Source organism: Xanthomonas hydrangeae (assembly GCF_032697525.1).
Classification (GTDB): Bacteria; Pseudomonadota; Gammaproteobacteria; order Xanthomonadales; family Xanthomonadaceae; genus Xanthomonas; species Xanthomonas hydrangeae.
On sequence record NZ_CP103836.1, the window covers coordinates 3,093,329 to 3,116,220 of the forward strand.

Annotated in this window: 19 protein-coding genes and 1 other RNA gene; 12 read left to right on the forward strand and 8 right to left on the reverse strand. The window is 67.1% G+C overall.

Annotated elements, in window-relative coordinates:
• Positions 1–10 precede the first annotated feature (10 nt).
• The 7 genes from kdpB (at position 11) to NYR97_RS13100 (ending at position 12,019) form a co-directional block, all read left to right on the forward strand.
• Positions 11–2,059: a potassium-transporting ATPase subunit KdpB gene (kdpB, locus tag NYR97_RS13070; protein ID WP_316693682.1), complete on the forward strand. Its 2,049-nt coding sequence runs from the start codon at positions 11–13 to the stop codon at positions 2,057–2,059.
• 3 nt (positions 2,060–2,062) lie between these two features.
• Entirely contained in the window at positions 2,063–2,716 is a 654-nt protein-coding gene (kdpC, locus tag NYR97_RS13075) for a potassium-transporting ATPase subunit KdpC (RefSeq protein WP_316693684.1), read from the forward strand.
• Between the two features lie 60 nt (positions 2,717–2,776).
• Positions 2,777–5,437 carry a sensor histidine kinase KdpD gene (locus NYR97_RS13080; RefSeq protein WP_316693686.1) on the forward strand — a complete coding sequence of 887 codons (2,661 nt, stop codon included), beginning with the start codon at positions 2,777–2,779 and terminating at the stop codon, positions 5,435–5,437.
• Positions 5,427–6,143, forward strand: coding sequence for a response regulator (locus tag NYR97_RS13085; RefSeq protein ID WP_316693688.1), 717 nt, complete (start codon positions 5,427–5,429; stop codon positions 6,141–6,143). Before NYR97_RS13080 ends, NYR97_RS13085 begins: the two co-directional genes overlap by 11 nt.
• Positions 6,144–6,666: 523 nt before the next feature.
• Positions 6,667–8,247 carry a pyridoxal phosphate-dependent decarboxylase family protein gene (locus NYR97_RS13090; protein ID WP_316693690.1) on the forward strand — a complete coding sequence of 527 codons (1,581 nt, stop codon included), beginning with the start codon at positions 6,667–6,669 and terminating at the stop codon, positions 8,245–8,247.
• A complete protein-coding gene (locus NYR97_RS13095; protein WP_316693691.1) occupies positions 8,244–9,575 on the forward strand; it encodes a lysine N(6)-hydroxylase/L-ornithine N(5)-oxygenase family protein in 1,332 nt (443 codons plus the stop codon). The genes NYR97_RS13090 and NYR97_RS13095 overlap by 4 nt, the downstream gene beginning before the upstream one ends.
• Positions 9,572–12,019 carry a GNAT family N-acetyltransferase gene (locus NYR97_RS13100; protein WP_316693692.1) on the forward strand — a complete coding sequence of 816 codons (2,448 nt, stop codon included), beginning with the start codon at positions 9,572–9,574 and terminating at the stop codon, positions 12,017–12,019. The genes NYR97_RS13095 and NYR97_RS13100 overlap by 4 nt, the downstream gene beginning before the upstream one ends.
• A gap of 213 nt (positions 12,020–12,232) precedes the next feature.
• Here the strand turns inward: NYR97_RS13100 and NYR97_RS13105 are convergent, their stop codons facing one another.
• The 5 genes from NYR97_RS13105 to NYR97_RS13125 form a co-directional block, all read right to left on the reverse strand.
• Positions 12,233–13,144 carry a siderophore-interacting protein gene (locus NYR97_RS13105; RefSeq protein ID WP_316693695.1) on the reverse strand — a complete coding sequence of 304 codons (912 nt, stop codon included), beginning with the start codon at positions 13,142–13,144 and terminating at the stop codon, positions 12,233–12,235.
• Between the two features lie 144 nt (positions 13,145–13,288).
• Entirely contained in the window at positions 13,289–14,674 is a 1,386-nt protein-coding gene (locus tag NYR97_RS13110; RefSeq protein ID WP_316693697.1) for an FAD-binding oxidoreductase, read from the reverse strand.
• Positions 14,671–15,210: a metal-dependent hydrolase gene (locus NYR97_RS13115; RefSeq protein ID WP_316693700.1), complete on the reverse strand. Its 540-nt coding sequence runs from the start codon at positions 15,208–15,210 to the stop codon at positions 14,671–14,673. The genes NYR97_RS13110 and NYR97_RS13115 overlap by 4 nt, the downstream gene beginning before the upstream one ends.
• Positions 15,211–15,226: 16 nt before the next feature.
• Complete coding sequence (locus tag NYR97_RS13120; RefSeq protein WP_006451851.1) at positions 15,227–15,595, reverse strand: YraN family protein; 369 nt, start codon at positions 15,593–15,595, stop codon at positions 15,227–15,229.
• Between the two features lie 4 nt (positions 15,596–15,599).
• Positions 15,600–17,330, reverse strand: coding sequence for a penicillin-binding protein activator (locus tag NYR97_RS13125; protein WP_316693703.1), 1,731 nt, complete (start codon positions 17,328–17,330; stop codon positions 15,600–15,602).
• Between the two features lie 82 nt (positions 17,331–17,412).
• Between NYR97_RS13125 and rsmI the strand changes: the two genes are divergently transcribed.
• Both rsmI and rnpB read left to right on the forward strand, forming a co-directional pair.
• Positions 17,413–18,234 (forward strand): 16S rRNA (cytidine(1402)-2'-O)-methyltransferase, encoded by an 822-nt coding sequence (gene rsmI / locus NYR97_RS13130; RefSeq protein WP_176339640.1) that lies wholly within the window; start codon positions 17,413–17,415, stop codon positions 18,232–18,234.
• Between the two features lie 501 nt (positions 18,235–18,735).
• An RNA gene (gene rnpB / locus NYR97_RS13135) (RNase P RNA component class A) lies at positions 18,736–19,085 on the forward strand.
• Between the two features lie 268 nt (positions 19,086–19,353).
• Here rnpB and NYR97_RS13140 read toward each other — a convergent pair.
• Genes NYR97_RS13140 through NYR97_RS13150 form a run of 3 tightly spaced genes read right to left on the reverse strand, consistent with a single transcriptional unit; the run spans position 19,354 to position 20,737 of the window.
• Positions 19,354–19,671, reverse strand: a complete 318-nt coding sequence (locus tag NYR97_RS13140) for a CcdB family protein (protein ID WP_316693705.1) — start codon at positions 19,669–19,671, stop codon at positions 19,354–19,356.
• Positions 19,668–19,919 carry a type II toxin-antitoxin system CcdA family antitoxin gene (locus NYR97_RS13145; protein ID WP_205392414.1) on the reverse strand — a complete coding sequence of 84 codons (252 nt, stop codon included), beginning with the start codon at positions 19,917–19,919 and terminating at the stop codon, positions 19,668–19,670. Before NYR97_RS13145 ends, NYR97_RS13140 begins: the two co-directional genes overlap by 4 nt.
• Before the next feature lie 50 nt (positions 19,920–19,969).
• Positions 19,970–20,737: an NRDE family protein gene (locus tag NYR97_RS13150; RefSeq protein WP_316693707.1), complete on the reverse strand. Its 768-nt coding sequence runs from the start codon at positions 20,735–20,737 to the stop codon at positions 19,970–19,972.
• Between the two features lie 314 nt (positions 20,738–21,051).
• Between NYR97_RS13150 and mraZ the strand changes: the two genes are divergently transcribed.
• Genes mraZ through ftsL form a run of 3 tightly spaced genes read left to right on the forward strand, consistent with a single transcriptional unit; the run spans position 21,052 to position 22,840 of the window.
• Positions 21,052–21,507, forward strand: coding sequence for a division/cell wall cluster transcriptional repressor MraZ (mraZ, locus tag NYR97_RS13155; RefSeq protein ID WP_316693709.1), 456 nt, complete (start codon positions 21,052–21,054; stop codon positions 21,505–21,507).
• A 14-nt stretch (positions 21,508–21,521) separates the two neighbouring features.
• Positions 21,522–22,580 carry a 16S rRNA (cytosine(1402)-N(4))-methyltransferase RsmH gene (rsmH, locus tag NYR97_RS13160; protein ID WP_316698218.1) on the forward strand — a complete coding sequence of 353 codons (1,059 nt, stop codon included), beginning with the start codon at positions 21,522–21,524 and terminating at the stop codon, positions 22,578–22,580.
• Entirely contained in the window at positions 22,577–22,840 is a 264-nt protein-coding gene (gene ftsL, locus NYR97_RS13165) for a cell division protein FtsL (protein WP_005991913.1), read from the forward strand. The genes rsmH and ftsL overlap by 4 nt, the downstream gene beginning before the upstream one ends.
• The last annotated feature ends 52 nt before the right edge of the window (positions 22,841–22,892 follow it).

A 22,892-nucleotide genomic window follows, 5' to 3' on the forward strand; every position in this document is an offset into this window, starting at 1 on the left:
AGTTTGAGCAATGTCTACGATCGATACGACTGAAAAACGCGAGCGCGGCGACGCAGCGTTGTTCGATGCTGCCGTGCTGATGGCGGCGATGCGTGCCGCCTTCCTCAAATTGGCGCCGCGGCATCTGCTGCGCAGCCCGGTGATGGCGGTGGTGATGGGCGGCACGGTGCTGGCGGCGGTGATCACCGCCAGCGGGCATGGCAATGCCGGTTTCGGCTGGGCGGTGACGGCGATCCTGTTCGTGACCGTGCTGTTCGGCAACTTCGCCGAGGCCATCGCCGAAGCGCGCGGGCGTGGGCAGGCCGCATCGCTGCGGCGGGCGCGCAAGGATCTGGTCGCGCGTCGCGTGGAAACCGCGCTCGGTGGCCGCGAGACGCGTGTGCCGGCGGCAGAGCTGCGCCCGGGCGACTACGTGATGGTGTCCGAGGGCGAATTCGTCCCGGCCGATGGCGAAATCGTGCGCGGCGTTGCAACGATCAACGAAGCGGCGGTGACCGGCGAATCGGCACCGGTGCTGCGCGAGGCCGGCACCGATCGCAGTGGCGTGATCGGCGGTACGCGGGTGCTTTCCGACGAGATCGTGTTCAAGGTCACCGCCGAACCGGGGCAGAGTTTTCTTGATCGCATGATCGCCCTGGTGGAAGGTGCCAACCGGCAGAAGACGCCGAACGAAATCGCGCTCACCTTGCTGCTGGCGGCGATGACGCTGACCTTCCTGATCGTGGTGGCGTCCTTACCGGCGATTGCCGGGTTCGTCGGCGTCACGCTGGATCCGCTGCTGCTGATCGCGCTGCTGGTGTGCCTGATTCCAACCACCATCGGCGGCCTGTTGCCGGCGATCGGCATCGCCGGCATGAACCGCGCGCTGTCGGCCAATGTGCTGGCCAAATCCGGCAAGGCCGTGGAGGTGGCCGGCGACGTGGACGTGTTGCTGCTCGACAAGACCGGCACCATCACCTACGGCGATCGTCAGGCCACCGCGTTTCATCCGTTGGCCGGCATCGATCGTGCGCAACTGCGCGATGCGGCGATGCTGGCCTCGCTGGCCGACCCAACGCCGGAAGGCAAGTCCATCGTCAAGCTGGCACGCCAGCAGGGTGCGGTGGCAGTGGAGCCGGATGGTGCGCACTTCATCGCCTTCACTGCGCAAACGCGCATGTCCGGCGTCGATATCGCTGGGCGCAGCATCCGCAAGGGCGCTGGCGATTCGATCGTGGCCTATGTGCAGGCAATGGGCGTCACGGTGTCGCCGGAATTGAACGGGCGCATCGAGGAAGTGGCACGCGGCGGTGCCACGCCGCTGGTGGTGGCCGAAGGCCGGCATGTGTTGGGTGTGGTCGAGCTGAGCGACGTGGTCAAGCAAGGCATCAAGGAAAAGTTTGCGCAGCTGCGTGCGATGGGCATCAAGACGGTGATGATCACCGGCGATAACCCGCTTACTGCCGCTGCGATTGCCGCCGAGGCCGGCGTGGACGATTACATCGCCCAGGCGCGCCCGGAAGACAAGCTGGCGCGCATCCGGGCCGAACAAGCTGGCGGACGGCTGGTGGCAATGGTCGGCGACGGCACCAACGATGCACCAGCGCTTGCCCAGGCCGATGTGGGCCTGGCGATGAACTCGGGCACGCAGGCGGCCAAGGAGGCCGGCAACATGGTCGATCTGGATTCGGATCCGGCCAAATTGCTGGCGGTGGTCGAAGTGGGCAAGCAGCAGTTGATCACGCGCGGTGCGCTGACCACCTTCTCGTTGGCCAATGACGTGTCCAAGTATTTCGCGATCCTGCCGGCCCTGTTTGCTGCGGCGATTCCCTCGATGGCGGCGCTCAACGTGATGCAGTTGTCCAGCCCGCGGCATGCGGTGCTGGCGGCCTTGATCTTCAATGCGCTGATCATTCCGGCGTTGATTCCGCTGGCCTTGCGCGGCGTGCGCTTTCGTCCATCCAGCGCCACGGCCTTGTTGCGCCGGAACATGCTGATCTACGGCGTGGGCGGCGTGTTGCTGCCGTTTGCCGCCATCAAGTTGATCGACCTGGCGCTTGTCGCCGCTGTAGGAAACTGAGTCATGACGATTTCTTCAAACACCAACCTATCCACGTCACTGCCGTTGCGCGACGACGGCGTCTTGCGCGGCTCGGTGATGCTCGCGTTGTTCATCCTGCTCGGTCTGGGCTTGAGCTATTCGCTGATCGCCACCGGCATCACTGGCGCATTGTTTCCTGTGCAGGCGCACGGCTCGTTGCTGCGTGTGGACGCGCGCGTCGTCGGCTCGGCGCTGGTCGCCCAGCCGTTCGCCGATGCGCGTTATTTCCAGCCACGTCCTTCGGCTGCCAAGTACGACCCGACTGCGGTGGCCGGCAGCAACCAGGCGCGTTCCAATCCCGACCTGCAGGTGCGCATCGCGGCAACGCGTGCAGAAGTTGCTGCACGCGACGGCATCGCAGCAGCGGCTGTGCCGAGCGAGTTGCTCACCCAATCCGGCAGCGGCCTGGACCCGCACCTGAGCCCTGCCGCCGTGCAGGTGCAACTGCGCCGCGTTGCCAACGCACGCGGCTGGCCGGAACAGCGCGTCGCCGCCCTGGTGCAGGCCGCCACCGAACACCCGCAGTTCGGTCTGCTTGGGCAGTCGCGAGTGAATGTTCTGGCGCTGAATCTGGCGCTTGATCACGCCGGGAATGGGGAGACGGGAAGCGCGAATGGGGTGAAGCAAAACCGCTAGACCCGCAGGTCACTGTAGGCTCCACAAATCCCCAATCCCGACTCTCCAATCCCGGCCCCGATGCCCGACGCCCGTACCCAACAAGCCGACGCACTGATCGGCGAACTGCAGCGCGAACATGGTGGGCGCCTGACGGTGTTTCTGGGCGCGGCGCCCGGCGTGGGCAAGACCTACGCCATGTTGTCGCGCGCACGCGAGCGCTTGCGGCAGGGCATGGACGTGGTGGCAGGCGTGATCGAAACCCACGGTCGCAGCGAAACTGCTGCGCTGCTGGAGGGCCTGCCGCTGCTACCGCGCGCTCGCGTGAGTTACCAGGGCCGCGTGCTGGAGGAATTCGATCTGGACGCGCTGCTGGCGCGCAAGCCAAAGCTTGCCCTGATCGACGAACTGGCCCATCGCAATGTGCCAGGCAGCCGGCATGAGCGGCGCTGGCAGGACATCGTCGAGCTGCTCGATGCCGGCATCGATGTCTACACCACGGTCAACATCCAGCACCTGGAAAGTCTCAACGACATCGTGCTGCGCATCACCGGCGTGCGCGTGTCCGAGACCGTGCCCGATGCGGTGTTCGACCGCCTGCGCGACATCGTGCTGGTGGATCTGCCGCCGCGCGAACTGATCGAGCGCCTGCAGCAGGGCAAGGTATATCTGCCCGAGCAGGCGACGCAGGCCTTGCAGGCGTTCTTCTCGCCCTCCAACCTCACCGCGCTGCGCGAGCTGGCGATGCAGACCGCGGCCGACCGCGTCGACAGCGATCTGCGCGACACCCAGGCCGCACGCGGCCTGCCGGGCACTGCCGCCTTGCGTCGCCGCGTGGTGGTGGCCATCGATGGGCGTGGCAGCTCGGATTATCTGGTGCGGGTGGCGCGGCGGCTCTCCGAGCGGCGCGATGCGCCATGGACGGTGGTCACCGTGCAGACACGCACCGTGGCCGATGCCGCCTGGCAGCTGGAGATCGACCGGGCGTTCGCACTGACACGCCGGTTGGGTGGCGATACCGCGCTGCTGCATGGCGCCAACGTCGCCGAGGCATTGCTGGATTTCGCTGTGCAAAACGGCGTATCCACGCTGGTGCTCGGGCGCACGCGCGAACGCCCGCTGGCGCGTATGTTCAACCGCACGCTGACCCAGCAATTGCTGCAGCGGGGCGCGCATTACGAACTGGTCATCGTCAGCTCAGCCGATGCGCGTGCACGCGCGCGCCAGCGCTGGCGCAATCCGCGCCAGTGGCTGCAGCGTTACGACCTGGCGTTCGCGGCGATCGCCGCCGCTGCAGCGGTCGCGGTGGCGTGGGTGATCCAGCGCTGGACCGATATCGACGATCTGTCGATGGTGTTCATCGTCGCGGTGGTGCTGGTGGCCTCGCGCACGCGCATGGCCGCCGCGGTGATCGCCGCGCTGCTGAGTTTTGTCGCCTACAACTTCTTCTTCATCGAACCGCGCTTCACCCTGCACATCAGCGCGCGCCAGGGCGTGGTGACGGTGTGTCTGTTCCTGATCGCCGCCCTGGTCGCCGGGCGCCTGGCCTCGCGGCTGCGTAGCCAGGTGCTGGCGCTGCGCGCCGCCAATACGCATGCCAATGCACTGCAGACGCTGGCCCGCGAACTCAGCACCGCCGCCGATCTGGGCCAGGTGCTGGAAGCCGGCCGTCGCGCGCTGGCCACCGCACTGGATGCCGAGGCCTGGTTGCGTCTGGAGCAGCGCGAAAGCGATGCACCGGCCAGCTTCGGCGCACTCGATCGCAGCGCGGCGGACTGGACCCAGCGCCACGGGCAGCCGGCCGGCCGTTTCACCGATACGCTGGCCGGCGCGCAGTGGTGGTGCCTGCCGGTGCGGCATGAACGCGGCAACCTGGGTGTGGCCGCGCTGCGCTTCCGCCAGAGCGTGCAGCGGCCCGGCCTGGAACAACGCCGGTTGGCCGAGGCGATGGTGGAAGACATCGGCCAGGCAGCGTTGCGCACGCGCCTGGTCGCCGATCTGGAAGGCGCGCGCGTCAGTGGCGAAACCGAACGCCTGCGCTCGGCATTGCTGTCGTCCGTTTCGCATGACCTGCGCTCGCCGCTGGCCTCGATGATCGGCTCGGCCAGCAGCCTGGCCAGCTACGGCGATGCGATGGACGCGCAGGACCGCCACAGCCTGCTCGACACCATCCAGCTCGAAGGCGAGCGGCTGGACCGCTACATCCAGAACCTGCTCGACATGACCCGGCTCGGCCACACCGGGCTGACCTTGAATCGCGACTGGATCGGCGTGGACGAGTTGATCGGCTCGGCCACGCGGCGGCTGCAGCGCTACCAGCCGGCGGTGCGCCTGCAACTGGATCTGGCCGCCGACCTGCCGGCGATCTGGGTGCACCCGGCACTGGTGGAGCAGGCCATCTTCAACGTGCTGGAGAATGCCGCGAAATTTTCGCCAGCGGGCGTGGCGGTGACCGTGCAGGCGCGGCTGCAGGCCGGCGCCCTGCAGATCGATATCGGCGACCAGGGCCCGGGCATTCCCGAAGACGAGCGCGCGCGCATTTTCGACATGTTCTACAGCGTCGAGCGTGGCGACTGCGGTCGCAATGGCACCGGGCTGGGCCTTGCCATTTGCCAGGGCATGATCGGCGCGCATGGCGGCAGCGTGGAGGCGCTGGCCGGCGCAGATGGTCACGGCACCACGATCCGCATTACGCTGCCGTTGCTCGTTCCTGCCGCGCCACCTCGCCCCGATGCCGACTGACCCCACTGCCATCCCGCCCGCTCGCGTGCTGATCGTCGACGACGAGCCGCAGATCCGCCGCTTTCTCGACATCAGCCTGCGCGCACAGGGGTATCGCGTGCTGCAGGCCGGCACCGCCGAAGAAGGCCTTGCCCTGCTGGCCGGGCAGGGCGCCGAACTGGTGGTGCTGGACATCGGCCTGCCCGACCGCGACGGCCACGAAGTGCTGCGCGAGATTCGCCAGTGGTCCAACGTGCCGGTGATCATGCTCACCGTGCGCGCCGGCGAAACCGAAAAGGTCGCCGCACTCGATGCCGGCGCCAACGACTACGTCACCAAACCGTTCGGCGTGCAGGAACTGATGGCGCGCATCCGCGCGCTGCTGCGCCAGGCCGGCGCCGGCAGCACGGTGGAAGAGAGCGTGTTCGACGACGGCCGCCTGCATATCCATCTGGGCCTGCGCGAGGTCACGCTGGCCGGCGAAGCAGTTCCGCTGAGTCGCAAGGAATACGCCTTGTTCGCGCTGCTGCTCAAGCATGCCGGCCGCGTGGTCACCCAGCCGCAACTGCTACGCGAAGTGTGGGGCCCCACCCACGAAGAAGACACCCATTACCTGCGCATCCTGGTCGGCAAGCTGCGCCAGAAACTGCATGACGATGCCGCTGCGCCACGCTATATCGCCACCGAACCAGGCGTGGGGCTGCGCTTCATCGGCGTGCAGCGCTAGCCGGCAGAGCGCGGTCATCGTCCCGATCGACCTGCGGACGCAATGCAGGCGTTCATCACGCGTTCCGGAACGGTTGCGTCCGCTATCGCGCAGTGCGTGCGTGCGCGGCCACCGCGCCGTAAGCCCAAACCGTGCGTGGCCGCGGAAAAGCACCCGAAAACGCGATCACTCGCGACTGCAGCCCGGGCCGTGACAGGTACCGAAATGTGCATGAATCACGTTGAAAATGAGCAGTGGGTAAGGTTGACGCGCCAGTTGCCGACTCGCTAGCTTTGCACCCACGGGCTGGACGCCCACAGCAACGCTCGCCACGGTTGGCGACGATGCGACGGTAGCGAGGCATTGTGCCCGTGCCCGCCTCGAACGCGTAGCCATGCCAGCACAGTCGCGCCGATCGCCGATGCGCAGCATCCGCTGCCGCATCGCACGCGACCTTCTGCCCGCACCCGACCCCCTCTTCCGTCGCCACCGCGACGTCCAACTGCTGGACGCCGTTTGGCCCCGATTCGGATCCGTGCCTGACATGAACATGTCTTCTTCGTTCGCCCCGGTCACTGCGCTGCCACACGCACGCCTGTTTGCCCATCCCACCACCGACGCGCTGTTCGATCAGCGTAGCCTGCATGTCTACGAAGACCAGTTGCGTCAGGGTCTGGACGTGGTGCGGCAGGCGATCGCCACGGCCGATCGTCCCTTCAGCGGCATCGCGCCGGACGAACTGCGCGCGCGGTTCGCCGGTCTGGATCTCGAACGGCCGCTGCCCGCGCTGTCGCAGGCGCTGGCCGAACTCGACACGCTATACCTGCGCGACGCGGTGTACTTCCACCATCCGCGCTACGCCGCACATCTCAACTGCCCGGTGCTCAACGTCGCGTTGCTGGCCGAGCTGGTGCTGTCGGCGCTCAACACCTCGATGGATACCTGGGACCAGAGTGCCGGCGCTACCTTGATCGAGCAGCAACTGATCGCCTGGACGGCTGCGCGCATCGGTCTGGGCGCGCAGGCCGATGGGGTGTTCACCAGCGGTGGCACGCAATCCAACCTGATGGCGTTGCTGCTGGCACGCGACAGCCGCTGCGCGCGTGCCGGACACACTGTCAAGCAGCATGGTCTGGCCGCCGACGCCACGCGCTTGCGCGTGTTCGTCTCGCAGGTAGGCCACTTCAGCGTGCGCAAGGCCTGCGCCGTGCTCGGACTCGGCTACGACGCGGTCGTGCCGGTGCCGTGCGATGCGCGCCAGCGCATGGACACCGATGCGCTGGCGCGCGCGATCGCCAGCGAGCAGGCGCAGGGACAGCAGCCGTTCGCGGTGGTCGCCACCGCCGGCACCACCGATTTTGGCAGCATCGACCCGTTGCCGCAGATCGCCGCGTTGTGCCGGCAGCACGGGTTGTGGATGCACGTGGATGCGGCCTATGGCTGCGGCCTGCTGGTGTCGCCGCGGCATCGTGGGCGATTGAGCGGCATCGAGCATGCCGATTCGGTGACGGTCGACTATCACAAGTCGTTCTTCCAGCCGGTCAGCTGCGGCGCGTTCCTGGTGCGCGACCGTGCCCAGCTGGCGCACCTGACCTATCACGCCGATTATCTCAACCCCGCCACGCATGCGGCCGAAGGCATCCCCGACCTGGTCGACAAAAGCCTGCAGACCACGCGCAGGTTCGATGCGCTGAAACTGTGGCTCAGCTTGCGCGTGGTCGGGGCCGAGGGGATCGGTCGGCTGTTCGATCGGGTGCTCGATCTGGCCCAGCAAGGCCACGCCCTGTTGCTGGCGCATCCATGCTTCGAACTGGCGCATGCGCCGGAACTGAGCACATTGGTGTTCCGCTACCGGCCGGCGGGATGGAGCGCATCGGCCGCGCTGGACGGGTTGAACCTGGACATCCGACAACGCCTGTCGCGCAGTGGCGAAGCGATGATCGCCGCGACCCGCGTGGATGGCCAGCAATACCTCAAGTTCACCCTGCTCAACCCGCAGTTGCAGCACGCCGACCTGGAGGCGCTGGTGACGCTGGTGCGGCAGCAGGGTGAGCAGCTGACCGAAGAGGCCGGCAAGGCGCAGGCGACGCACAGGCCTGTCGCCTGCGCAGGCACGCGCGCATGAGCCACATCCACGACTTCGTCGGGATCGGACTGGGGCCGTTCAATCTGGGCCTGGCTTGCCTGGCCGCGCCGATCGCCGAGCTCGATGGCATCTTCCTGGACCAGCAGGACGGTTTCGATTGGCATCCCGGCATGCTGCTCGAGGATGCGACCCTGCAGACGCCGTTCCTGGCCGATCTGGTGACGCTGGCCGATCCCACCAGCCGCTACAGCTTCCTCAACTATCTCAAGACCCAGGGGCGGCTCTACGCGTTCTACATCCGCGAGGATTTCTTCCTGCTGCGGCGCGAGTACAACCAGTACTGCCAGTGGGCCGCCGCGCAGCTGCCCAGCCTGCGCTTCGGTCATGCGGTGCAGGCGGTGGAGTACGACGCGCAGCGGCAGTGCTACCAGGTACAGGGGCAGCATGCGCACAGCGACCGAGTCTTCCGCCACGCGGCCAGGCGGCTGGTGCTGGGAACCGGCACCACCCCATCGGTGCCGGCCTGCTGCGGTGGATTGCGTGCGCCGGTCAGCCATTCCTCCAGCTATCTGCAGGACAAGCCGCGGCTGCAGCGCGCACGCAGCATCACCGTGCTGGGCAGCGGGCAGAGCGCGGCGGAGGTCTACCGCGACCTGCTGCAGGACATCGACGTGCATGGCTACGCGCTGCAATGGATCACCCGCTCGCCGCGGTTCTATCCGCTGGAGTACACCAAGCTCACCCTGGAGATGACCTCGCCGGAGTACATCGACTACTTCCATGCACTGCCGGAGGACACCCGTGCCGGCCTGCTCGCGCAGCAGTCGGGCTTGTACAAGGGCATCAACAGCAGCCTGATCAACGAGATATTCGACCTGCTCTACCGCAAGCGGCTGGCCGGGCCGGTGGACACCGCGCTGACCACCAACACCGAGTTGCGTGGTTGCCACCGGCAGGCCGACGGGCGCCTGCTGCTGGAGCTCCATCAGCACGAGCAGCAGCAGGCCTACAGCATGCAGACCGATGCGTTGGTGCTGGCCACCGGGTATGCGGCGCAGGTGCCGGCGTTCCTGCAGCCGATCGCCGAGCGATTGCGACGCGATGCACGCGGCCGGCTGTTGGCCGACCGCAACTACTGCGTCGATCGCGAGAGCGAAAGCGTGTTCGTGCAGAACGCCGAGTTGCATACCCACGGCCTGGCCTCTCCGGATCTGGGCATGGGCTGCTATCGCAATGCCTGCATCCTGCGGCGCATGCTCGGCCGCGAGGTGTATCCGGTGGAGCGGCGCATCGCCTTCCAGCGTTTCGGCGCGCCGGCAGACGGTCGCCCACAGCCCGCCCGGCAGCCGTTGGCGGTGGTGTCATGAGCCTGCATGCGCCGCTTGCCGCGACGGTCGGCGGTATTGCCTTCGCGCCGTTGCGGCCTGCCGAAGAGGGCGCCCTGCTGCACGACTGGTTGCAGCGCGACTATGCGCGCTTCTGGGGGATGCAGCAGGCCACGCGCGCGCAGATCGAGGCGTTCTATCGCACGCTGCAGGCCTCCGGCACTGCGCAGGCCCTGCTTGGCAGGCAGGACGGCCAGCCGGTGGTGCTGGTGGAAAGTTACGACCCGGCGCACGACGAGATCGGTGCGTATTATCCGGTCCAGCCCGGCGACCGCGGCATGCATCTGCTGCTGGCGCCGTGCGAGCGTGCGCTGTCCGGTTTCAGTCTGCGGGTGATGCAGGCGGTGCTCGGTCTGCTGTTCCGCGATCCGCGGGTGCAGCGGGTGGTGGTCGAGCCGGACCTGCGCAACGCCAAGATCCACCGGCTCAATGCGCGTGCCGGTTTCCGTACTGCCGGTGTGGTCGCGCTGCGCCAAAAACAGGCACAGCTTGCGTTCTGCACGCGTGCCGATCATCTCGCTTCGCTCGGAGGTCGCATGTCCATCTCAGCCGATTCCATTACCGATTCCATTGCCGTTTGTGCCGACGATGTCGCCCACCTGCAGGCGCGGCACTGGGACGCCGCCAACCGTCACCTGCTGTGCAAGGCGATCGCCGAGTTCGCGCACGAACGATTGCTTGAGCCCCAAGCCCTGGGCCGCGATGGCGTCTGGCAACGTTATCGCCTGCAGGCGGGCGCGCAGACGGCGTACCAGTTCCGCGCAAGACGCCTGCAGCTGGATCACTGGCTGCTGGATCCGGCCTCGTTGAGCTGCAGCCGTGCCGGTGTACCGGCAGCGCTGGATGCCGCCGCGTTCATCGTCGAGTGCGCGCCGCAGCTGGGAATCGGTGCGCAGATCCTGCCGGTGTATCTGGAGGAGATCGCCAGCACCCTGTACAGCGCGGCCTACAAATACCATCGCGATACGCCCGCTGCCGCGCAGTTGGCGGCGGCCGGATTCCAGCAGATCGAGGCCGGCATGAGCGAAGGCCATCCGGTGTTCGTGGCCAACAACGGACGGATCGGCTTCGGCAGCGACGACTATCGTGCCTACGCGCCGGAAACCGGTGCGCCGCTGCGGCTGGTGTGGCTGGCGGTGCACCGGCAATGCGCGCAGTTCTCCAGCATCGACGGCGAGGACCAGCGCGCGCTGTTGCAGGCCGAGCTGGGCGCGCAGCTGCAGGTGTTCGAGCAACAACTGCGCGCGGCGGGGCTTGCGGTCGCCGATTACCTGATGATGCCGGTGCATCCCTGGCAATGGCGCAACAAGCTCGGTCACGTGTTCGCCGGCGAGCTGGCGGCGCAGCGCATCGTGTTGCTGGGCGAAGGCCATGACCGCTACCAGGCGCAGCAGTCGATCCGCACCTTCTTCAACTGCGATCGTCCACACGCGCACTACGTCAAGACCGCGCTGTCGGTACTCAACATGGGCTTCATGCGCGGCCTGTCGCCGGCCTACATGGCGCATACGCCGGCGATCAACCAGTGGCTCAAGACGCTGGTGCAGTCCGATCCGTTGCTGCGCGCGTGCGGCTTCGACATCCTGCGCGAGCTGGCGGCGATCGGCTACCGGCACCCGCTGCTGGAGCAGGCGCTGCCCACGGCAAGCGGCTATCGCAAGATGCTGTCGGCGTTGTGGCGCGAGAGCGCGGCGGCACAGTTGCAGCCGGGCCAGCGGCTGATGACGATGGCCGCGCTGCTGCATCGCGACGCCGACGGTGCCGCGCTTGCGCCGGCCTTGATCGCCGCATCGGGCGTAGGTTGCGAACGTTGGGTCCGCGCCTACCTGCGCGCCTACTTCACGCCGCTGCTGCACTGCTTCTACGCCTACGACCTGGTGTTCATGCCGCATGGCGAGAACCTGATCCTGGTGCTGCAGGACGATCTGCCGGTGCGGGTCTGGATGAAGGACATCGCCGAGGAGATCGCGGTGATGGATCCGGATGCGGTCTTGCCGGAGCAGGTGCGGCGGATTGCGGTGCAGGTGCCGGATGCGCTGAAGCCGCTATCGGTGTTCACCGATGTGTTCGACTGCTTCTTCCGCTTCCTGGCAGCGATCTTGGTCGAGCACGACTGCTGCAACGAGCAGGCCTTCTGGAGCTGGGTCGCCGACAGCGTGCACGCCTATCAACAGGCGCATCCGCAGTATGCGGACCGGTTCGCCCGCCACGACCTGTTCGTCGCGCAGTTCCAGCGTTCCTGTCTCAATCGCCTCCAGTTGCGCAACAACCAGCAGATGGTCGACCTGGCCGACCCGGCCGGTAGCCTGTGCTTTGCCGGCGTGCTGGACAATCCGCTGGCAGCGTTCGCGCAGCTGCAGCAGGCGCAACCCTTACGCTCGCAGGCAAGTGCGTGCGGGACCGTGGATGTTGCGCACGCCGGTTGAGGTCTCTGCCAGATTCCAACCGCAGACTACTGGCATGGCAGGTCCGTTGCCAGCGTGCGTGGTGCAGATCGGGTGCCGATCGTCACCCTGCGCCGATGGCGCAGGGACTGCGCACAGTGCATCGGCAGTCGTGCTGTCTGCCGATGCACTGTCCGGCCAAGCCGGTATTGCCCGCTGCCGACCCGGCCGGCGCAGTCGCTGGCGAGGTTGCGCTCAGTCCAGCGCGCGACCCTGGCGCCAGTAGCCCATGAAGGTCAACGCGCGCTTGTCCAGGCCGCGTTCGCTCAGCAGATACCGCCGGATCTTCAGCACCGCAGCAGCTTCGCCCGCGATCCAGGCGTAGCTGCCGGCGTCGGCGTCGCTGGCCTGCTCCCACAGTATTTCGCGGTCGACGTCCACCGGGGCCTGTGCCTGCCGCGCAGAGGCCTGCGCAAGGCCTGCGCCGAAGGCGGTGGCGTGCACCGCGCGCAACAGCTGTTCGCCGTGGCCGCACTGCGCCGCGCGGTCGCGCGGCAGCCACTGCACCTGCCGGAAGGCGCCGCTGCGCAACGCCGGATACCCGGCGTCGGATGCGTGCGGCAGCTCGATCAATGCATCCACCCGCGCCGGATGCGCTTGCGCATCCAACTGTTCCAGGATACATGCGGCAGCCGGCAACGCGGTCTCGTCGGCCACGATCAACAGATGCCGTGCCCGCGCTGGTGGGCGCCATTCGAATCCGGCACTGTCTGCGTCGCAGCCCTCGCACGGCCCCCACAGCTGCAATGCATCGCCCACGCAGGCGCGGCTGGCCCACTGCGATGCCGGACCGGTATCGCCATGCAACACGAAATCCACGTCGACCTCGGCCTGTTCCGTACGCAACGCGCGAATCGTGTAGGTGCGCATCGGCGGTCGCAGCGGCACCGGTATGGCGCGGTAGTGCGCATACCAATCCGGCCCGTCGCGCAATGCCGGCGTCTGCCCGTCGGCGGCGGGGAAGAACAGTTTGATGCGTTGGTCCGGCCCGAAACTGCGCAACTGCGACAGTGCCGGACCGCAGAACACGATCCGCAGCAGCGATGGCGTCAGCGCGATCCGCGCACGCACCTGGACAGCGAACAGACGATGGGACAGCGTGGACATCCGGCCTCCTGGAGAGCTGGCAGCGTGTGGCGCTGCGGGGGAGGCTGGCAAGCTCGCTGGCGACTGCCGTATGGTAGCCCGGTGCGGCGTGGTTAGGCGCGGCATCGGTCGCACTCCCTGCGCTGCGGTGTGCGGTGGCGCGGCTCAGACCGGCGGCAACACTTTGCCTGGATTGAGGATCCCATCCGGATCCAGCACAGCCTTGATCGCGCGCATCGCTGCCAGCGTCGGTGCGCTGAAGGCCTGGGCCATGAAGTCGCGCTTGGCCACGCCGATGCCGTGCTCGCCGGAGAGCGTGCCCTCCAGCGACAGCACCAGCGCGAACAGGCGCGGGAGTGCCGCATGCGCGCGCGCGTCTTCGTCGGCATCGGCCGGGTCGTACATGATGTTGACGTGCAGGTTGCCGTTGCCCGCATGGCCGAAGGCGACGATGGGCAATGCGAATTCGGCGGCAAGCGCTTCCACACCGGCCACCAGTTCGGGGATGCGCGAGACCGGTACCACCACGTCCTCGTTGATCTTGCCCGGCTTGATCGTGCGCAAGGCCGGCGATAGCGCGCGCCGTGCCGCCCACAGCTTGTCGCGCGCGCTGCCATCGGCGGCCACGTCCAGGCTCAACACGCCCTCGCCATCGGCGGCAGCGTGCAAGGCCTGCAATGCGTAGGGCAAGGTGTCGTGGTCGCCATCGGCTTCGATCAGCAGCATCGCGCCGGCCTCGGGCACGTCGCTGCCGTTGCGTCGCAATAATGCAATCGCACTGGCATCCATGAATTCCAGCATCGTCGGCGTGGTCGGTTGCGCCATGATGCGCGACACCGCCGCCGCCGCGCTGGCCGCGTCGCGATACAGCGCGCGCAAACCGGCTTGTGCGATCGCGCGCGGCGTCAACTTCAAGGTCGCTTCGACGATGATCGCCAGGGTGCCCTCGCTGCCGACCAGCAGATGCGTCAGGTCGTAGCCGGTGGAATTTTTGGTATACGCGCCGCCGCAACGGATCACCTCGCCGGTGCCGGTCACTGCGACCAGGCCGAGCACGTTGTCGCGGGTGGCGCCGTATTTCACTGCGCGCGGGCCGCCGGCATTGGTGGCGAGATTACCGCCAACGCTGCAGATCTCTGCGCTGGACGGATCCGGCGGCCAGAACAATCCATGCGGCTGCAAGGCCTGCTGCAATTCGCCGTTGAGCACGCCGGGTTGCACCACCGCGCAGCGATCCGCCGGACGCAGCGCAAGGATGCGGTTCATGCGCGCCATCGACACCACCACGCCGCCGGCAAACGGCACTGCCGCACCGGTGGTGCCGGTGCCCGCGCCACGCGCCACGATCGGCACGCCATGCGCGCGACACGCCTGCACGATTGCCACCACATCCTCGGTATCGCCCGGCAAGGCGACGGCGGCGGGCAATGCCCAGCGGCGCGAATCGTCCTCGCCGTAGCGGCGCCGTGCGTCGTCGCCGGTCAACCAGCCATCGGGGCCAAGCCGCGCGGCCAGCAAGTCGGCCAGGGCAGTGGGAAGCACATCGGTCATGAAAGGTGATCCTGTGGTGCCGCGCGCTGGATGCATCTCCATCCCAGCACTGCGACGGTGAGTGGCAACCAGACCCAGCGCAGCTCGGAGAGCAGGACGCTGAGGCCGCGCGCATTGAAGAAACCGTTGGCGAAGGGCGACACGCGGATCGGCCGCCACGGCGCGAACCAGCGCGCATCGCTCCATGGCCAGGTCAACGCAACGCCGAGGCCGCCGGACGTCATCGCATCCAGTACCGGATGCGATGCGGTGCAGACAAACAAAAAAACTGCGGCCTTCAACGCTTCAGCACGCAAGACGCGATGCGCAACGCCACCGAGCAATGCGATCAACCCGGCGAACAGCAACGAGTGGCTGGCGCCGCGATGGCCGAATGCATCGGCGTACGGAACATGCAGCGCGAACGCCAGTACATCGGCATCGGGCAACATCCCTGCAAAGATGCCGGCACCGAGCAAACGTGGCGAGAGGCGGCCGCGTTCGCTGGCGCACCAGAGCGCCAACGGCACCGCGGCGTGGGTGAGGATGGTGGGCATCGCGCGTGGGTCGTTGTCAGCAATCGTCGGCGCGGAACGCGTCGCGGATCCAGTTCAGCACCGGCGGCTCGCCGCTGGCTTCGACCACATCGAAGCGGCAGGGCAAGCTCGCCAGTGCCGGGTGATAGGCGAGGAACACTTGCGCGGCCAGCACAAGTTTGCGGCGCTTGCGCCGGTCCACCGATGCAGCGCCGCCGCCGAAGCGGTTGTCGCGCCGATAACGCACTTCCACGAACACCAGCGCTTGCCCGTCGCGCATCACCAGATCGAGTTCGCCGCCGCGGTAGTTGGCATTGGCCACGACCAGCCGCAGGCCGGCCTGCTCCAGCAGCGCGCGTGCCAACGCTTCCACCGCCGCACCACGCTGCTGACGCGCTGCCGGCATGGCGTCAGCGTCCGTCGGCGATCGGCACCGGGCGTCCACCGTTGAAGGTGGACCACGCCGGTGTACGCAACACGTTGCCGAAGCCATCCAGATGCAGGGTGCCGGTGGCGCCGCGCAGGCCGCCGTCGGCGCCGGTGGCCAGCTTTTCCAGATACGCGCTGATCTTCCAGGCGTCGTAGCCGAACGCGAACAGGCGTGCGCCCGGCCCGCGTGCGCTGGGCAGCGTGCTGGCGACCTGGGTGGAGGCCGGTAGGCCGGACACGCCCAGGGCGGTCCAGGTTTCGCTCGGGTAGACGATGCCGTCCAGCGCCAAATCGTCTTCGACCTTGCCGGTGCCGGCCACCAGCTGCGAGGTGCCCACACGCGATTTGCCGGCGAATCCGCTCAACGCCAACTGCGGCGCCAGCGCCCGCGCCGTATTGCCGCGCATCGCCAGGAACACCGCATCGGCAGTGCCGTAATTGCGCAGCTGCGCGCCGATATCGCCCGGCACTTCGGCCACGCTGATGCTGCCGGCCACGCTGCCGCCACGTTCGGTGAAGCGGTCGCGGAAGGCCTTGATGGTGCGCTTGCCGTTGTCGTCGCTGGTGCCGACGATCAGCACGTTGCGGCGCTCGCGCGAAAGCAGGTATTCGGCGGCCATGATGCCGTCGTCTTCCGGCGCCAGCGAGAACCCGGCACTGCCGCTGGGCGGTGCCTTGTTGTCGGTGGGGCGGTTGAGCGCCAGCACCGGCACCGCCAGTTGGCCGCGTGCGAACACCGCGCTGACTTCGTCGCGCCCCAACGGGCCGACCACGTAGTCTACACCGGCGCTCACGGCCTTGTCATAGGCGGCATTGGCGCCGGCGGCGGTGCCGGCGGTATCGAAGAAGCGCAGTTCCGGGCGGCGGCGGGTTTCGGCGTAGTAACCGGCCAGCAGGCCGTCGCGCACCGGCGCCGAGGCGGTCGCCAGATTGCCGCTGAGCGGCAACAGCACGCCCAGCTTGATTGGCGGACGGTAGCCATCGCGCTCGGCCGGCGGGCGCTTGCTGGTGTCAAAGCCCCATTGCGCGTCGCGATCGAACGCACGCGGCAGCGCCAGGCCGCGGCTGATCAGGGCGCGGCCAGCGAAGTTGTACAGCGGGTCGCCGGCCGGTAGTGCGGCGGTGCGGCCTTTGAGCGTGGCGTCGTCGAGCGCGGCGAGCAGGCGCACGATCGCGCGCTGGTTTTCGCTGCGCGCAGTGCCGGTCAGGCTGGCATCGGCGCGTGCACGGTCGGCGGCGCCGCCGAACAGGTCGCCGGTGCCTTCCAGGGCGGCGGCGCGTGCCAGCAGCCAGCGGGTCTGCAACGGCTGCGGCAGGCCTTGCGGACTGTCGCCCAGCGCCTGCAGCGCTTGCGCGGCCTGCTTGTCGATCACCGCCAGCTCGCCGGTCAACAGCGCGAAGCGGGCGCGGTCTTCGCCAGTGAGATGGCGTGGGGTCACCTGCGCCAGCAACGTGCGCGCACGTGCGTCATCGCCGGCGTCGTGCCAGCCGAACGCCGAGGCGGCCAGCAAGCGGCTGCGCTGCGCACCGCTGGCGCTGGCCGCTTCGGCTTCCAACTGCTGCGCGGCTTCGCGCGGCTTGCCCTGGTCCAGCAACGCCAGCGCCGCGCTCTGCGTGGGCGAAGCGGTCTGGGTGACGCTGCTGGTGGCGCAACCGGCGGCCAGCATGACCAGCAGCGACAGGGCGGAGATCCTTGCAACACGCTTGTTCATTTCAGATCCATTGGACGGGGCCCGCCGGGGCGGACCGTTAAAAACGCTACGATTCTACCCTTTGCCCCCGGAAATACCGCTGATGACGTCCCCCGGAACCCTGCATGTGGTCGCCACGCCGATCGGCAACCTGGCCGACCTGTCGCCGCGTGCGCAGGAGGTGCTGCGTGGCGTGGCCGCGATCTGCGCCGAAGACACCCGCCACACCCGCCAGTTGCTCGGCCATTTCGGCATCGACCGCCCGCTGCTGGCCCTGCACGACCACAACGAAGAAGCCATGTCCGAGCGCATCGTCGCGCGCCTGCGCGAGGGCGAGTCGCTGGCCATCGTCAGCGACGCCGGCACCCCGCTGGTCAGCGACCCCGGTTTCAAGCTGGTGCGCGCCGCGCGCGCGGCCGGGATTCGGGTCAGTCCGGTGCCGGGCGCCTGCGCCGCCATCGCTGCGCTCAGCGTGGCCGGCCTGCCCAGCGACCGCTTCAGCTTCGAAGGATTTCTGCCCGCCAAAAGCGCTGCCCGCCGCGAGCGCCTGGCGCACCTGGCCGGCGAAACCCGCACCCTGGTGTTCTACGAATCCTCGCACCGCATCGTCGACTCGCTGGCCGACCTGCGCGGCGCCTTCGGCGACGAGCGCGCGGCGGTGATCGCCCGCGAGCTGACCAAGCTGTTCGAAACCGTGCTCGACGGCACCCTGGCCGAGCTGCAGGCCAAGGTCGAAGCCGACGACAACCAGCGCAAGGGTGAGTTCGTGGTGATGGTGCAGGGCGCCGCCGACGCCGCCGAAGGGCAACTGGCCGAAGGCCGCCGCGTCTACGCCAAGCTTGCCGAGCACCTGTCCCCGTCCACCGCCGCCAAGCTGGCCGCCGAGCTGACCGGTGCGCCGCGCAAGGCGTTGTATGGCGGGTAGTGCATCAGAGCGGCCAACCAAACTTCTCGCACGCGATAGCGCTGGTGGCAACGTGTTGGCCGCTCGGCTTGGTGGACGAATGGAGTGATCTCGGGAATGGCAGCGACATTGATCGGACCGAAGGGAGCTGATCAGACCGCTGCGCTGCATGCACTGCTAGCAACCATGCACACCGACCATCTTGATTGGTCCTTGCCCGCCCACCGTCGCGGGACCTTACGCGGCATGGATGCCGCGTAAGAGCCTACACGGACGTACTTGCGGCGTGTCCTGCGATGGTGGGCGGGCAAGGACCCTGCAGCCAAGCCGCAGATCATCCGCTCCACAACCGACGCATTCGCACCGTTCGATCAACCTCTCAAAGCGACCGATCAGGGCAACCGAGCGCTGGGGCCTCAGCGTTGGCCGGATGTTCCCAAGCAGAGTGGGTCGAGGGCGCGATGCCCTCATCGCCCGCGGACCGGCGGGATGGTCTTGCGATAGCGTATAGTGCGCCCCGGCGGAGTCGGCCAGACAGTCGCGTCACTCGCAAGAGTGCCGAGGAAAGTCCGGGCTCCATAGGGCAAGGTGCCAGGTAACGCCTGGGCGGCGCAAGCCGACGGAAAGTGCAACAGAAAGATACCGCCTACGTCCCTTTCGAGGGGCCGGTAAGGGTGAAATGGTGCGGTAAGAGCGCACCGCGAGTCCGGTAACGGACCGGCACGGCAAACCCCACCTGGAGCAAGACCAAATAGGGATCCATTGGCGTGGCCCGCGCTGGATCCGGGTAGGTTGCTTGAGCGCTGCGGTGACGTAGCGCCTAGACGAATGACTGTCCACGACAGAACCCGGCTTATCGGCCGGCTCCGCCGCCTTTTTGGGCGTAGGCCCAAAAAGGCGCCCACGCTTCGTACCGCCGGTGGCGGTACAAAACGCGGGTCCCGCTCCGGGCATTCCAAATCCCTGCGGCTGTCGCCGCGCCCCCTTGACTCAAGGGGGCTTGCACTCGGTGAGTCATCCGGTGCGTTCAGCTGTTTGCGATTAATGCGATTAATGCGATTGGGCGCTTCGATCTTTGTTGCTTGGCTTGGGCTTTGCCCTCGCGGCTGACATTCGCTTCGCCTGCGTTGACGTTGGCGCTTAACCGAATGAGCGGGTGAGCAGTTCGTCCAGGGCGTCGATGATGGTTTGGCCCTGGTCTTTCAGGGAGCCTGCAGGTTTGCTGAGCACTGCCAGCGGCACCGAGGTCATTTCCAGGGGTTGCAGGATGACGCTGTGGCCGGCCACCGTGAGTTCCGGGGTGAAGCGGGACGGGGTCGGGGAGTGGGTGGACTTTCGGACCAGGGGTACGACGACGCGGCGGGGGGAGGCGTCGAAGATCTTCGACTGGACGACGACGACATAAGGGATGTTCTTGTTCTGGCCGACGTTTGCGTAGACAGCGAACTGCTCGGTCATAGCGTGGAGAACTCGTCGGCGAATGAGCCGTGCGCGTCGGTGAAGGTCTTCCATTCGCTTGCGGCGCGCTGTAGCTCCATCGCTCTGGCGCTGTGGCTGTCGCGCTCTTTGGTGACGTAGTCGGCCAGCAGTTCTTCGACCTTTGCCGACAGGTTGCCGGTCATCGCTCGTGCCTGCGCGGCCAAGTCCGAGTTGATGGTCAGGTTCAGCGGTTTCTTTTGCGCGGAAGTGTCGTAGTAGCGGCGCATGATTGGCCTCCCGTCGTTCATGCGCACGCTATGCGCATGATTGCGCATTGTCAATGCGTGCCGGCGACGTCCAGCCGTGTTTCGCCCTGGAAGATCCCGTCTGGTCCAAAGCGGCGTTCGTGGATGAAGCCGCAGCCTTGCTGGTCCACCGCCACGATGGTGCTGGCGCGCGTGCCGTAGCTGGCGCCGGTGATGAAGGCGGCAGAGAGCAGGCGTTCGGTGGCCAAGTCCACCCCGGTGTGGGGAAGCGCGGCGTCGGGTGCGATGGCAGGGTTGCCCAGGGCGGTCCACAAGGGTTGCAGGTCGTCGCTGTCGGTGGCGCACCAGTGGTGCAAAGCATCAGTCAGTGCCGCGGTCTTGGGCCACTGCGCGTCCAGCGGGCCGTTGGACATGCCATGGATGCCGGGCGCCAGCGTGCGGGCCAATGGCGGGTGGTTGCTGAGGTGCTCGCAACGCCCGGCATCGCACAGCAATAAGTTGAAGGGCGGGAACTCGTGCGCGGCCGCTGCCAGATCGCTGGCGTAGGCGGCTGCATCCAGGCTGCCGGCCAGGTAATCGGCAATCAGATGACCGCGCGAGCGTCCCGATGCGGTGGCGAGCGGGTCGCGCACGTTGGTCACCACCGCAACGCGACCGTGATCGCCCAGCCCTACCCAACTGCCGCCCGAGCGCAGGTCGCGGCCCGCCAGCACGCCGTCGGCCGGCGCTGTCCAACGTGCCAGCGGCGCGGTTGGGCGCTCGTGGAATTCATCGCGGTTGCCCGCCAGCAGCAAACGCCAGCGGGGGTGGGCTTTCCAGGCGAGAGCGACCAGACACATGGCGCCGATTGTCGCCGGTTTGCGCAGTCGCGATGTGTAGTCGGCTCAGTGTGAAGTGAGACCACGGTCGAGTTTACATGGCCTTCACACCCCTGAACTTTTGTTCAATCTCAAAATCTGAGACGAAACAGCAACTTGTGGATAACCTTTGAACAAGTCTCTAAAGAGTGCTGCAACTCATTGATGCGACTGGCGATTTGCGGTCTCCAAAGTTGTTGACAACCTTCGGCGCACTGCTAAGGTGGGCAACGGAGGGAAAACCAGGTGTTTTGTGGTTTTTCGTGGTTCAATGATCCCCCAGCGGGTATTCGAGGTTGTATTCGGTGTTTCAGGGCGAGACTGCCATCACGGTGGACGACAAGGGGCGTATGGCGGTGCCAACCGCGTACCGCGACCTGGTTGCGCGCGTGAGCGGCAATCGCCTGGTGCTCACCTACAACCCGTTCGAAGCCGGATGCCTGTGGCTGTATGCGGAAAAGGAGTGGGAGCGGGTGCGCGACGATGTGATGTCCAAGCCCAACACCCAGCGCGTGGTCCGCACGCTGCAGCAGAAACTGGTGGGTTCTTCGGCAATGCTGGAGCTGGACGCCAACGGCCGTCTGAGCATCCCGGCCAGCCACCGCAATGCGGTCGGCATCGAGAAAAAGGCCGTGCTGCTGGGCATGGGCGACAAATTCGAACTCTGGAGCGAGCAGGCACATCGCGCACTGATCCAGCAGACATTGTCTGACGGGGATCTGGGCGATGAATTGCTCGATCTCAGGTTGTGAGCCGGGGTGCCCGGATGCGCGGTGAAGCGCAGCCCGGTCACCCGGTGTCGCAGCCGCCGGCGGCCCATGTGCCGGTGCTGTACACGCAGGTTCTGGACGGCCTGCAGGTGATCGAAAACGGAACCTATCTCGATGGCACGTTCGGACGTGGCGGACACGCCCGTGGCGTGCTGCAACATCTTGGCCCGGGAGGTCGATTGCTGGTGATGGACAAGGACCCCGACGCGATTGCCGTGGCCGAACAGGCGTTCGGTGACGATGCGCGCGTGTCCATCCATCGCGGCAGCTTCGCCGGGCTGGGCCAGGTGGTGGCTGCGGCAACCGTCGACGGCATCCTGCTGGATCTGGGCGTGTCCTCGCCGCAGCTGGACGTGGCCGGGCGAGGTTTCAGTTTCGGCAAGGACGGCCCACTGGACATGCGCATGGACCCCGATGCCGGTCAGAGCGCGGCCGAGTGGCTGGCGCAGGCCAGCGACCGCGACATCGCCGACGTGCTGTGGACCTATGGCGAAGAGCGCCAAAGCCGTCGCATCGCGCGCGCCATCGTGGCCCGCCGCGCCGAACAGCCGCTGCTGCGCACCGCGCAGCTGGCGGACCTGATTGCCTCGGTGATGCCGCGTGGCGACAGCAAGACCCATCCGGCCACGCGCAGCTTCCAGGCGATCCGCATCTACATCAACCGCGAGCTGGACGATCTGGAAGCCGGCCTGGATGCCGCCCTGGGCGCGCTCAAGCCCGGCGGCCGTCTGGCGGTGATCAGCTTCCACTCGCTGGAAGACCGCATCGTCAAACAATTCATGGCGCGCTACGCAAAGGCCCCGCCGAGCAATCGCCGCCTGCCAGAAGCGCAGCCGTTCGTTCCGACGTTGCAACTGGTGACCGGCGCAGTCAAAGCCGACTTCGACGAGTTGAGCGTCAACCCGCGCGCGCGTAGTGCGGTGTTGCGGGTGGCCGAGAAGCTGGGAATGGGGAATGGGGAATCGGGAATGGGCAAAGGCAACAGCGCCGCTGCTTCCCGATTCCCGAATCCCGAATCCCGATTCCCGGCGTCTCCGAACGGAGACGCTGCATGAGCCGCCTGCTGCTCATCGTGCTGCTCGCCTGCAGCATCGCCTCGGCGATCGGTGTGGTGTACATGCGCCACATGCATCGCAAGCTGTTCGTGCAGTTGTCCAAGCTTGAGCACACGCGCGATGAATTGAATATCGAATTCGGCCGGCTGCAGCTGGAGCAGGCCACCTGGGCGGAAAGCAACCGGGTCGATCAGGTCGCGCGCGCGCGCATCGGGATGAAGTTCCCGGAGACCAACGACATTGTGGTGGTGCGCCCATGACAGAACGGCAGGACAGCCGTTTTGCACGGCGCAGCCGCCCGCAGGGTGGCGC

What these genes read in the sequence shown, in the direction of transcription:
- NYR97_RS13105 (WP_316693695.1), bottom strand. Translation starts at nt 13,144, where the DNA reads ATGTCCACGCTGTCCCATCGTCTGTTCGCTGTCCAGGTGCGTGCGCGG.
- NYR97_RS13080 (WP_316693686.1), top strand. Translation starts at nt 2,777, where the DNA reads ATGCCCGACGCCCGTACCCAACAAGCCGACGCACTGATCGGCGAACTG.
- ftsL (WP_005991913.1), top strand. Translation starts at nt 22,577, where the DNA reads ATGAGCCGCCTGCTGCTCATCGTGCTGCTCGCCTGCAGCATCGCCTCG.
- rsmH (WP_316698218.1), top strand. Translation starts at nt 21,522, where the DNA reads ATGCGCGGTGAAGCGCAGCCCGGTCACCCGGTGTCGCAGCCGCCGGCG.
- NYR97_RS13085 (WP_316693688.1), top strand. Translation starts at nt 5,427, where the DNA reads ATGCCGACTGACCCCACTGCCATCCCGCCCGCTCGCGTGCTGATCGTC.
- NYR97_RS13100 (WP_316693692.1), top strand. Translation starts at nt 9,572, where the DNA reads ATGAGCCTGCATGCGCCGCTTGCCGCGACGGTCGGCGGTATTGCCTTC.
- kdpB (WP_316693682.1), top strand. Translation starts at nt 11, where the DNA reads ATGTCTACGATCGATACGACTGAAAAACGCGAGCGCGGCGACGCAGCG.
- NYR97_RS13145 (WP_205392414.1), bottom strand. Translation starts at nt 19,919, where the DNA reads ATGCGCCGCTACTACGACACTTCCGCGCAAAAGAAACCGCTGAACCTG.
- NYR97_RS13090 (WP_316693690.1), top strand. Translation starts at nt 6,667, where the DNA reads ATGAACATGTCTTCTTCGTTCGCCCCGGTCACTGCGCTGCCACACGCA.
- kdpC (WP_316693684.1), top strand. Translation starts at nt 2,063, where the DNA reads ATGACGATTTCTTCAAACACCAACCTATCCACGTCACTGCCGTTGCGC.
- NYR97_RS13115 (WP_316693700.1), bottom strand. Translation starts at nt 15,210, where the DNA reads ATGCCCACCATCCTCACCCACGCCGCGGTGCCGTTGGCGCTCTGGTGC.
- NYR97_RS13095 (WP_316693691.1), top strand. Translation starts at nt 8,244, where the DNA reads ATGAGCCACATCCACGACTTCGTCGGGATCGGACTGGGGCCGTTCAAT.
- NYR97_RS13150 (WP_316693707.1), bottom strand. Translation starts at nt 20,737, where the DNA reads ATGTGTCTGGTCGCTCTCGCCTGGAAAGCCCACCCCCGCTGGCGTTTG.
- NYR97_RS13120 (WP_006451851.1), bottom strand. Translation starts at nt 15,595, where the DNA reads ATGCCGGCAGCGCGTCAGCAGCGTGGTGCGGCGGTGGAAGCGTTGGCA.
- rsmI (WP_176339640.1), top strand. Translation starts at nt 17,413, where the DNA reads ATGACGTCCCCCGGAACCCTGCATGTGGTCGCCACGCCGATCGGCAAC.
- NYR97_RS13125 (WP_316693703.1), bottom strand. Translation starts at nt 17,330, where the DNA reads ATGAACAAGCGTGTTGCAAGGATCTCCGCCCTGTCGCTGCTGGTCATG.
- NYR97_RS13140 (WP_316693705.1), bottom strand. Translation starts at nt 19,671, where the DNA reads ATGACCGAGCAGTTCGCTGTCTACGCAAACGTCGGCCAGAACAAGAAC.
- NYR97_RS13110 (WP_316693697.1), bottom strand. Translation starts at nt 14,674, where the DNA reads ATGACCGATGTGCTTCCCACTGCCCTGGCCGACTTGCTGGCCGCGCGG.